The organism is Roseixanthobacter psychrophilus, assembly GCF_043195195.1.
Lineage (GTDB): Bacteria > Pseudomonadota > Alphaproteobacteria > Rhizobiales > Xanthobacteraceae > NCEH01.
Window position 1 is genome coordinate 266,154 of sequence record NZ_JBAFWT010000004.1, and the last position, 10,577, is coordinate 276,730.

Genomic DNA, 10,577 nt, shown 5'->3' on the forward strand with positions numbered 1-10,577 from the left:
CTCAGCGGGTCGGCTCCAGGGCGCAGATGGTCTTTATTTCCGAATAGAAGTCGAGCGACCAGGCGCCGCCTTCCCGGCCGACGCCGGAGCGCTTGAAGCCGCCGAAGGCCGCGCGCTCGTCGCGCACGCGCCAGCAATTGACCCACACCGTGCCGCTCTGGAGCTGGCCCGCGACCCGATCCTGCCGGGCCTCGTCGCGGGTCCACACGGTGGCGGCGAGGCCGTAGTCGGTGGCGTTGGCGCGCGCGACCACTTCGTCCTCGTCGTCGAAGATCGAGACGTGCCCGCACGGGCCGAACACTTCCCGGCGGCAGATCTCCGCCTCGTCGGTCAGGCCGGTGAAGATGCTGGGGGCGACCCAATAGCCGTCGGCGAACGGCGCCGGCATGTCGAGCGCGCCGCCGCCGACGATCACGGTGGCACCCGCCTCTTTCGCGCGGGCGTAATAGCCCAGCACCTTGTCGCGCTGCATGGCGCTGATGGCCGGGCCGAGGGTGGTTTCGGCCGCCATGGGATCGCCCGGCTTCAGCGCCCGCGCCGCCGCCGCGATGCCTTCCACGAACGGCTCGACCACCGAGCGATGGACGAAGATGCGCTCGGTGGTCAGGCAGACCTGCCCGCAATTGTCGAACATGGAGCGGGCGGTGCCGGCGATGGCCGCCGCAAGGTCGCAATCGCCGAAGATCAGCGCCGGGTTCTTGCCCCCAAGTTCCAGCGAGACCGGGCGCGGGCCCTGCGCCGCCGCCTGCATGATGGCTTCGCCGGTGCGCGTCTCGCCGGTGAAGGCGAGCGCATTCACGCCGGGATGGTTCACCAGGAAGCTGCCGGCCGCGCCGGCGCCGTGGCCGTGGACGATGTTCAGCACGCCGTCCGGCAGGCCGGCCTCGCGCGCGATCTGCGCCAGCAGCACGGCGGTGCGCGGGGAATGCTCGGACGGCTTGACCACGATGGTGTTGCCGCACGCGAGGGCCGGCGCGACCTTCCACGTCAGCAGCAGCAGCGGCAGGTTCCAGGGCGCGACGATGCCGATCACGCCGATCGGATTGCGCACGATGCGATTGCGGGCGCGCCCGCCGTTCGCCAGCACGGTTTCAAAACCGCCCGCGGCGGAGGCGCGCGCGATGTCGGCGAAGGCGCGGAAATTGGCGATGGCGCGCTTGATCTCGACAGTGCTGGTGATGGTGACGGGCTTGCCGGTGTCGGCGATCTCTGCCGCGACGATCTCGCTGAGCCGCGCGTCCATCCGCTCGGCGATCCGCTCCAGGAGCGCGAGACGATCCTCCAGCGTGGTGTGCTTCCACGGGCCGGAGAGTGCGGCGCGGGCCGCGCCCACCGCTTGGTCCACCATGTCCGCGTCGGTTTCCACCACATGGGCGGCGAGGCGGCCGGTGGCGGGATTATGCTTCTCGAAGAAGCGCGCGCCGAGGATTTCGCGGCCCGCGATGAAGCAGGGAACCTGGACGATATCTGTCATGACGGCCTCGTGGGCATTTTCGTTGGAGCTTCGGCTCGCGGTGCCGTCGGGGCGGGGCGCGCTCCGCGCATCTTCGGGGCCCCGCACGCCGAGATGCCGGGAGGCGCCTGCCGTCCCGGCATCCTGGTTCAGTCCGGCCGTGACCGGCCGGTCGGCCTCACTTGACCATCAGGTCCGCCTTGGACGGCAGGTAGGAGGGGTCATAGACTTCCTTGATGGTCGGCACGCGCGGCAGCTTGTTGACCTTGGCGATCAGCTCGATGTCCTTCTGCAGCCGCTCGGTATCCATCACGCCGAACCCGTCCTTCAGGACATTGGCGGTGATGATGCAGCAATCCATCGCCAGCTTGAGACGTTCGCGCTCGATGTCGGCATTCAGCAGCGGCTGGTAGACGAGGGCTGCTTTCACGCCTTCCTCGGGGTCCTTCACCATGTCGCGCACGCCCTTCATGGTGGCGCGCAAGAAGGCGCGCACCGCTTCCGGGTTCTTCTCCAGGAACGCCTTGTTGGCGGCGATGGAGTTGCTGTACAGCGGCAGGCCGTACTTGGAGTACATGAAGTAGCCGATGTCGCTTTCCGGCACGCCCTTGGACTTGAGCTGCATCACCGCATTGAAGAGCTGGCCCGGGGTGGCGTCCACCTCGCCGCGCGCGAGCATGGCCTCGCGCAGATTGGGCTCGATGTATTGGATCTGCACCGAGGGCAGATCGATGCCGTTGATCTGGGCGAAGATCGGGAACAGCTTGAAGGTTGAATCGTGCGCGGCCGAGCCGAGCTTCTTGCCGTCGAGCTGCTTGGGCTCCGTGATGCCCTTGGACTTCAGGAAGAAGATCGCCGCCGGCGCCTGCTCATAGCCGCTCATCACGACCGGGAAAGCCTGCTCGGGATTGCGGGCGTTGAACTCGGCGAGGACATTGATGTCCGGGAAGCCCATGTCGTAGACGCCCGCCGCCAGTTGGCGGACCACCTCGGTGGAGCCCTTGCCGGGATCGACCGTCACATCAAGGCCCTCGGCCTTGTAATAGCCCTTCTGCAGCGCGATGAGGAAGGGTGCGTGGGCGGAGCCCGGAATCCAGTCGAGTGCGAACCGGATTTTCGTCTGTGCGTTGGCGGCCTGCATTCCCGCAAGAATTACGGCAAGCGTTACGCCGGTCTGCACGATGCGCTTCAACATCGTCTTAGTCCCCTCTGATCAATATGAAGATCGTCTTGAGCAACGTCCACATTTGCAGTTTCGAACCCCATGATTTCGCAGTGAAAGCGTCTCAAGGGGCGCGGCGAACTCTGGATTTTATTGTTTTCGATCACGCAAAAGCAAACACATGAGCGAAGGGCGCGGCAGACAGGGATCGGCGCTGATAATCAGTATGCTGACTATCAGGTCATCCCGGTCTCAGCATTGCCTCTCTCGTGGTGATCAGCGTGCTGACAGTCTAGCGGTCCGTCAACGTGAATTTTTCAGCGTCCGGTGCCCGCAATTTGCGCATGCGACGTCCAAAGCCGGCCCGGCTCTCCTGCGGAACCGCTTCACCCTGGGCGTGAGGTCGCCGGTCAGAAAGCCGATGAGTGCGCGCAAACGGGCGCTTCCCGGCACATTCCGCCGCCCGCCGCAGGCGGCGCCGTCCGGCAAAGCGGAGGGCAGGGGAGGGGGACGGGCCATGCCCATTCTTCAGGCTTGCGATGCACCAAGCCGCCAGGACGGGACCAGAGTCCGGCGCGCCTTCTGCACTGCCGCCACCGCCGGGACTCCTGGCGTGCGAGGCTGAGCCGCCCGCCCGAGGCGCCTCCACCGACAGCTCCGCTCATTTTTTGATCCCGGCTGGCGACTTTATGGGCTTGACCATTTCGGTGGCACGGGCTCGATTATGGTCAATTGTTGACAATCAACATTTCTGGTTTCGGCCCGGTGGAGATCGAGATGGGTGCAGATGGAGGTCTCGGCGCAGCGCTTCGACGCGGTGTGACGCGCACGGACACGGCGGTGATGTTCGTGAACCGGTGGCTGATGATCCTCGCGCTCGCGGTGATGGCGGTGTTCGTGTTCGTCGGCGTCGCCCTGCGCTATCTCTCGAACGGGACCCTGGTGTGGGCCGAGGAATCGAGCCGCTACATCATGGTGTGGCTGGCCTTCATCGGCATCGGGCCGGTGCTGCGGGTGGGCGGGCATGTGGCGGTGGATTCCCTGGTGGCGGCGGTGTCGCTGCCGCTCCAGCGCGCGCTTCGCCTGGTGGTCGCGCTGATCGTCGCCGGCTGTACGCTGTGGCTGCTCTATGCCGGCTGGGCCTATGTGGCGCGCTCCTGGTACCAGACCACGCCCGTGCTCGGGATGCCGTTCGCCCTGGTGGCGCTCGCAGCCCCGGTCGGCTTCGCGCTCTGCCTCTGGCACCTGTTCATGATGGCGGGCCGGTTCGTCGCCTGGGGCACGTTCGACAGCTCCGACGACCTCTCGCCGGAACAGGCGCCTACGGCATGATCACGTTCATCCTGTTCGCTGCGCTTGTGGTGCTGCTCCTCGTCGGGGTGCCGATCGGCTTCGCCCTCGCCGTCGCGACGCTGGTGGCGAGCGCCCAGGCCGACCTCACGCCCATCATCGTGGTGCAGAAGATGGTGGCCGGCCTCGACAGCTTTCCGCTCATGGCCATCCCGTTCTTCCTGCTGGCGGCGGAGCTGATGTCCAGCGGCTCGCTGGCCGAGGTGCTGCTGCGGTTCGCCGCCTTGTTCGTCGGCCACAAGCGGGGCGGGCTCGGCTATACCAACATCCTCACCATCACCTTCTTCTCCGGCATCAGCGGCTCGGCGGTGGCCGACGCGGCCGGCCCCGGCGCCCTGCTGATCCGGATGATGGGGCGGTCCGGCTATCCGCCCGCCTATGCGGCGGCGATCACGGCGGCGGCCTCGCTCGTCGGGCCGATCATCCCGCCGTCCATCGTCATGATCCTCTATGCGCTGCAGGATGAGAGCGTCTCGGTGCCGCGCCTGTTCGTGGCGGGCGTGCTGCCCGGCCTGCTGATCTCCGGCGCGCTGGTCGGCTACAACATGTATGCCAGCCACCGACGCAACTTCAGGGCGGACGGGACGCCGCCGACGCTCGCCCAGGCGCTGCGGGCGACATGGATCGCCATTCCCGCGCTGATCCTGCCCGCGCTGATCGTGTTCGGCGTGCATTCCGGCGCGTTCACGCCGACCGAGGCCTCGGTGGTGGCGGTGTTCTACGGCTTCGTGTGCGGCATGTTCGTCTATCGCACCCTGACCTGGCGCATGCTGCCGGGCATCCTCGCCCGCTCGGCCTTCATGACCGCCGCCGTGCTGCTGATCATTTCCTCTTCGATGGCCTTCGCCTGGCTGCTCACCTTCGCCCAGGCGCCCCAGGCGCTCACCCAGTGGATCGGTTCGCTCGGCCTCTCGCCGATCGCCTTCCTGCTGGCGGTGAACGTGTTCCTGCTGGTGTTCGGGATCTTCATCGAGCCGCTGCCGGGGGTGCTGGTGCTCGCGCCGATCCTCGCGCCCATGGCGGCGGCGCTCTCCATCGACCCCACGCATTTCGCCATCATCGTCATCGTCAACCTCAACCTCGGCATGATCACGCCGCCGGTGGGCAGCCTGCTGGCCGTCACCGGCTTGGTCGCCAAGGTTCCGATGTCTCTTCTGAACCGGGAAATCTATCCGATCCTCGCGATCCAGATCCTGGTTCTCGGCCTCATCACCCTCGTCCCCGCCATCAGCCTGTTCCTGCCGGATGTCCTCGGCACGAAATGAGGCGTTATCGATCGGAGTTGCCCGTGAATCTTGCGCAACGTGCCCGCCCCACCCTCAGGCCGATGTCTGGCGCCGGACGCATCGTCAAGGCGGAATGCATCCTCGTCGCGGTCCCCTTCCAGAGCGACGCCAAGCCCGTATGGGCCTTCACCAGCGCGCCCAAGAACACCTTCGACACCATGCTGGTGCGGCTGGAGACCGACACCGGCCTCGTGGGGTGGGGGGAAGCCTTCTCGCGCACCGAGGACGTCTCGCTGCGCAGCCTGATCGAGACGCGGGTGCTGCCGCTGGTGCTGGGCGAGGATGCCGCCGCGATCTCCAGGATCAAGCACAAGCTGGAGTTCGGCCTGCAGAATTTCGGTCGCGTCGGCCCCACCATGTACGCCATTTCGGCGGTCGACATCGCGCTGTGGGACATCGCCGCGAAATCGGCGGGCGAGCCGCTGGTGAACCTGCTGGGCGGGGCGTTCGCCGAGGAGGTGGAGGTCTATGCCAGCCTGCTGCGCTACGATTCCGAGGCGGGGGTCGCCGCCGCCACCCGCCGCGCGATTAGCGAGGGCTATCGCCACATCAAGCTGCACGAGGTGGGCTATGCCGAGATCGCGGCGGCCTGCGAGGCGGCGGGGGACGATGCCGCCATCATGCTCGACGTCAATTGTCCGTGGAGCGTCGCCGAGGCGCTCGCCATGGAGCAGCGCATGGCGAACCTGAAGCTGCTCTGGCTGGAGGAGCCGATCTGGCCGCCGGAGAATTATCGCGGCCTCGCGCGGGTGCGCGCCGAGGGCATCCACCGGATCGCCGCCGGAGAGAATGCCGGTTCGCTGCACGATTTCGTCGCCATGGTGGATGCCGGCGCGATCGACATCGCCCAGCCCGACGTCGCCAAGACCGGCGGCATCAGCGAACTCATGAAGATCGCCGCCTTCTGCGAGGCCAGTGCCATCGAGTTCTTGCCCCATTGCGCGCTGTTCGGGCCGGGGCAGATCGCCACCCTTCACATCAGCGCCTCCCAGCGCGCCGTGCCCATGCTCGAACGGCTCTATTGCGACTTCGAGGACGAGCTGTATCTCGGCGCGACGCTCCCCGTGGACGGGAAATTGCCCGTCCCCACCGCGCCCGGCCTCGGATTGGACCCGGACCCGGCCATGATCGCGCGCTTTCGCATCGCCTGATCAGGCACAGCACGCTCCCGGCCGAGCCGCCGGGAACCTTGAGAATTCTTGAAAAATCCGACCCCACGAGAGCCAGGAGATGAACATGAAGACTTGGATGATCGGCGCGCTGCTTCTCGCCGCGATGGGAAGCGCTTCGGCGCAGACGACGTTGAAATATACTTTCGTGAACCCCATGAACAGCCACTTCGGCGCGGCGGCCACCGCGTTCAAGGAGACGGTCGAGGGGGAATCCGGCGGGCGCATCAAGGTGGATATCTTTCCCGGCGGGACGCTTGGTGGCGAACGGGAAATCGTCGAGAGCCTCCAGCTCGGCACCATCGACATGGCGATGACCAGCACCTCGGTGGTCGGCAACTTCGTGCCGGATGTCCTGGTGTTCGACATTCCCTTCCTGTTCCGCGACGCGCCCCATGCGCGGGCCGTCCTCGACGGGCAGATCGGCCAGGACATCCTCGCCAAGTTCGGCACCAAGGGCCTGGTGGGCCTGGGCTATGGGGAGAACGGCTTTCGCCACCTCACCAACAACAAGCGCGCCGTGGAAACCCCGGCCGACATGTCCGGCCTGACCATCCGCACCATGGAAAACCCGATCCACATCGCCGCGTTCAGCCAGCTCGGCGCCCGCCCCACCCCGATCGCCTGGCCCGAGCTCTATCCGGCCCTGCAGCAGGGCGTGGTGGATGGCGAGGAGAACCCGCTGTCGAACATCATCACCGCCAAGTTCTTCCAGGTGCAGAAGTATCTCAGCCTGACGGGGCATGTGTACGCACCGACCGTGATCATGATTTCTCCCACGGCCTGGGCCAAGCTGAGTGCCGAGGACAAGAAGATCATCCGCGACGGCGTCGCCAAGGCGATCACCGCGCAGCGCGCCAAGGTCGAGGAACTGGAGACCAGCGGCGTGAAGACGCTCAAGGAGTCCGGCATGGTGGTGGACGTGGTGGACAAGGCCAAGTTCGCCGAGGCGCTGAAGCCCGCCTATGCCAAATTCTCCCAGCAATTCGGCCAGAAGACCCTCGACGCGATCCGCGACACCAAGTGAACGCGCGCCGCCGGGGGCAAGGGTTCCCGGCGGCCTTGTCCTAGGCCGGGGTCACGCGCTGCTCCGCGAGGAAGCGGGCCAATTGATCGGTCGCGTCCCGGATCGCCTCGCGGCCTTCGTTTTCGGCGGCTTCCCCGAGCAGCTCGATGGCGAGCGTCTTGGTGGGACAACGCAGTTTATCGAAGCGGGGATGCAGCACGCCGGCCGCGTCGCGAAGCGTCACGAGGGTCCGTCCGCCGGCGCTTCGCGACAGGGTGATGGGTCGGGAGAGCTTGAGTTTCCAGTTGGCCATGGGTCCCAGCACAGATGGTCGGATGCCGCGCCAGGGGGCGCGGGCATCAGGTCGCAGCCATGGACAACCATCAGCGTTGCCGTTGGTTCCCGCGCGGGACGCCCTTGAACAGATTTATTCATAGCGTCTCCAAGGGCTTCCGCCGGGTCTTCGGCCGCGCCTGCGCCGGGGTCGCTGGCGCACCTCCTCCGGGCCAACCGTCGCCGGTGACGTGCGATACAGACAAACGAGCGGGCGCGAGGAAATATCGGATCGGCGGGCGCCTGTAATATCACGGGAAAATCCAACAGGAACTTCCCGACATGAAGACGTCCAAAGCATTCCCTCTTCTCGCTGCGTCCGTTTTGCTCCTGGCCACCGCCGCATCGGCGCAGGCGGAGCCGCTGAAGAACATCGTCCTGGTCCACGGCGCCTGGGTGGATGCGTCCGGCTGGAAGCCGGTCTACGACATCCTCACCCAGGACGGCTTCAAGGTGACCATGGTGCAGGAACCGGAAACCTCGTTCCCGGACGATGTCGCGGCGACCAAGCGGGTACTCGATCTCCAGGATGGGCCGACCTTGCTCGTCGGCCACAGCTACGGCGGCTCGCTCATCACCGAGGCCGGCGTGGACCCCAAGGTGGTCGGGCTGGTCTATGTCGCCGCGCATGCGCCCGACGTGGGGGAAGACGAGGCCGCGCTCGGCCGCAAGACCCCGAGCGTGCTCGCCAAGACCCCGGGCGCCATCGAGAAGACGGCGGATGGCTACACCTATCTCGACCCCGCGCAATTCCCGAAGCTGTTCGCCCCCGACCTGCCGCGCGCCCGCGCCGACTTCGTCGCCCGCTCGCAGGTCCTGGCCGCGGCCAGCGTCTTCAGCACGCCGCTGACCGCCGCCGCCTGGAAGACCAAGCCGAGCTGGGGCGTGGTCGCGGGCGGCGACCAGATCATCAATCCCGATCTTGAGCGCTGGTACTACGCCCGGGCCAACAGCCACACGGTCGAAATCCCCGGCGCCAGCCATTCGGTGTACGAATCCCATCCCAAGGAGGTGGCGGCTGTCATCGAGACCGCGGCCAGGGCTTTGAGCCCGTCAGTGACCGCCGAGGGCGTGCGCAGCGTTCAGCCATAGGTGCCTCGCCACAGGCACCGGCGGCGTTTGGCCGTGCCGCCGGTCGCCCGCCACCCTCACGCCGGAAGCGCGGGTGTGGGCGCAGCGGTGCAAAACGAGGCCCGGCTCTCATCTTCCGGCGGCTTCGGCAGCAACGCGCTCTCCCCCGACATCAAGGGGGCGAGCGCCTCCACGCTCAGCGGGCGGGAATAGACATATCCTTGCACGGCATCGCATCCCCCCTCGGCCACGAGCTTGAGCTGCTCGGGCGATTCCACGCCTTCGGCCGTCACATCGAGCTTCAGCGTATGGGCGAGCTGGACGATGGCGATCAGGATCGCGGCGTCGCCGGGACTCTGCGAGGCATTGCAGATGAAACTGCGGTCAAGCTTGATGGAGCTGAGGGGAAGGCGCGGCAGTTGTGACAAGGAGGAATAGCCGATGCCGAAATCGTCCATGGCAACCTTGAAGCCCAGTTGCTGCGCATCCTTCAAGGCCCGCAGGGCGTGGGTGTCGGCAAAGGCACGCTCGGTCAACTCGATGCAGAACGAGCTGGGCGGCAGGTTGTGAAGCAGGAGCAGCTTGACCAGGTCGGCGATGACGTCGCCGGTGGCGAACTGGGACGGAGAAATGTTGATGTTGATGACCGGGCATCTCCCGGGATAGCGCGCGTGCCAGATGGCCGCCTGGCGCACGACGACGCTCATGAGCTTGAGGCCCAGGGGAATGATCAAGCCCCTGCGTTCCGCCAGCTCGATGAAGCACAATGGCGGGATCGGACCGAGCAGCGGATGGGTCCACCGGGCCAGCGCCTCGAGGGCGATCAGCTTGCCGCTCGCGATGCCCACCACCGGCTGGTAGACGACGGAAAACTCCGCCTCACTGTCCAGCGCAAAATGCAGATGCTCCTCAAGCTCGGCTTGCTCCTTGCGTGAATCATGCATCGAGGGCACGAACGCGACCGCCTGGTTGCCGCCGCGGGATTTGGCGACATACATGGCGTCGTCCGCGCCCTGACGCAGGTCCACATCGCCGGATGTGTCGACGTGTGCGACCCCGATGCTGGCCGTGAGATGCAGGCTCCGGCCATCGATGGTGAAGGGGCGGGCGATGATCGCGGCGGCTGCGATGCCCAGTTCCTCCGCTTCCGACGCGCTGATCCCGATCCCGCAGATGGCGAAATCGTCGCCGCCCAGGCGCCCCACGTGATGCCCCCTTGCAATCCGCTTGAGGCGCCGGCCGATCTGGGCCAGCAACGCATCGCCCCGCGCCGGGCCGAAGACCTGATTGACCGAACGGAAGCGGTCGATATCCACGAACAGCATCGCGGCCATCTTGGAATATGCGCCGCCATTGCGCGCGCTGAACAATTCCCAGATCTGGTTGCGGCTCAGCAGGCCGGTCAGCGCGTCGGTGGTGGCGACGGTGTAGAGCATCCACGTGGCCCACAGCATCGTGAGGAGCGCGAGGGCCGCGCCAGCCCCCATCAGCCACCGCACCCACGCGCTGCCGCTGTCGATGTCGCCGAGATGCTCCGCCAGCGTGCCTTGCGCCGCAACGGTCATCGCCGCGAGCGACTGCTCGAGCTTGCGGGACAGGTACTCGCCGTCATTGGTCTTGACCAGATCAAGGGCCGCCGCGAATCCCTCGACGCGACGAGCCTGCACCGTCAGCGCCATATCCTCAAGCTTGCGCCGCAGGAGCGGCAGGGGAATCGCATTTGAACGCGCTTGACAATAGCTTTGGG

9 protein-coding genes are annotated in these 10,577 nt (G+C 66.5%); 5 read left to right on the forward strand and 4 right to left on the reverse strand.

The annotated features are described in order from the left end of the window. Window position 1: 1 nt before the first annotated feature. Both V5F77_RS06830 and V5F77_RS06835 read right to left on the reverse strand, forming a co-directional pair. Window positions 2–1,474, reverse strand: a complete 1,473-nt coding sequence (locus V5F77_RS06830) for an aldehyde dehydrogenase family protein (RefSeq protein ID WP_429004581.1) — start codon at window positions 1,472–1,474, stop codon at window positions 2–4. Window positions 1,475–1,631: 157 nt separating this feature from the next. After that, on the reverse strand, window positions 1,632–2,648 hold the full coding sequence (locus V5F77_RS06835) for an ABC transporter substrate-binding protein (RefSeq protein ID WP_429004582.1): 1,017 nt from the start codon (window positions 2,646–2,648) through the stop codon (window positions 1,632–1,634). Window positions 2,649–3,392: 744 nt separating this feature from the next. On the opposite strand from V5F77_RS06835, the gene V5F77_RS06840 reads away from it, so the two are divergent. From V5F77_RS06840 to V5F77_RS06855, 4 genes are all read left to right on the forward strand, one after another. Continuing rightward, window positions 3,393–3,947 (forward strand): TRAP transporter small permease, encoded by a 555-nt coding sequence (locus tag V5F77_RS06840; RefSeq protein ID WP_429004583.1) that lies wholly within the window; start codon window positions 3,393–3,395, stop codon window positions 3,945–3,947. Next, window positions 3,944–5,230 (forward strand): TRAP transporter large permease, encoded by a 1,287-nt coding sequence (locus tag V5F77_RS06845; protein ID WP_429004584.1) that lies wholly within the window; start codon window positions 3,944–3,946, stop codon window positions 5,228–5,230. The genes V5F77_RS06840 and V5F77_RS06845 overlap by 4 nt, the downstream gene beginning before the upstream one ends. Before the next feature lie 23 nt (window positions 5,231–5,253). Then, window positions 5,254–6,402 carry a mandelate racemase/muconate lactonizing enzyme family protein gene (locus V5F77_RS06850; RefSeq protein ID WP_429004585.1) on the forward strand — a complete coding sequence of 383 codons (1,149 nt, stop codon included), beginning with the start codon at window positions 5,254–5,256 and terminating at the stop codon, window positions 6,400–6,402. An 85-nt stretch (window positions 6,403–6,487) separates the two neighbouring features. After that, window positions 6,488–7,447: a TRAP transporter substrate-binding protein gene (locus tag V5F77_RS06855; protein ID WP_429004586.1), complete on the forward strand. Its 960-nt coding sequence runs from the start codon at window positions 6,488–6,490 to the stop codon at window positions 7,445–7,447. Window positions 7,448–7,487: 40 nt separating this feature from the next. On the opposite strand, the gene V5F77_RS06860 is transcribed toward V5F77_RS06855, so the two are convergent. Then, on the reverse strand, window positions 7,488–7,739 hold the full coding sequence (locus V5F77_RS06860; protein WP_429004587.1) for a hypothetical protein: 252 nt from the start codon (window positions 7,737–7,739) through the stop codon (window positions 7,488–7,490). Window positions 7,740–8,041: 302 nt separating this feature from the next. Here V5F77_RS06860 and V5F77_RS06865 point away from each other — a divergent pair, with 302 nt between their 5' ends. Beyond that, a complete protein-coding gene (locus tag V5F77_RS06865) occupies window positions 8,042–8,851 on the forward strand; it encodes an alpha/beta hydrolase (protein WP_429004588.1) in 810 nt (269 codons plus the stop codon). A gap of 56 nt (window positions 8,852–8,907) precedes the next feature. Here the strand turns inward: V5F77_RS06865 and V5F77_RS06870 are convergent. Next, window positions 8,908–10,577 (reverse strand): EAL domain-containing protein (locus tag V5F77_RS06870; RefSeq protein WP_429004589.1); only part of this gene is annotated, 1,670 nt, incomplete at its 5' end.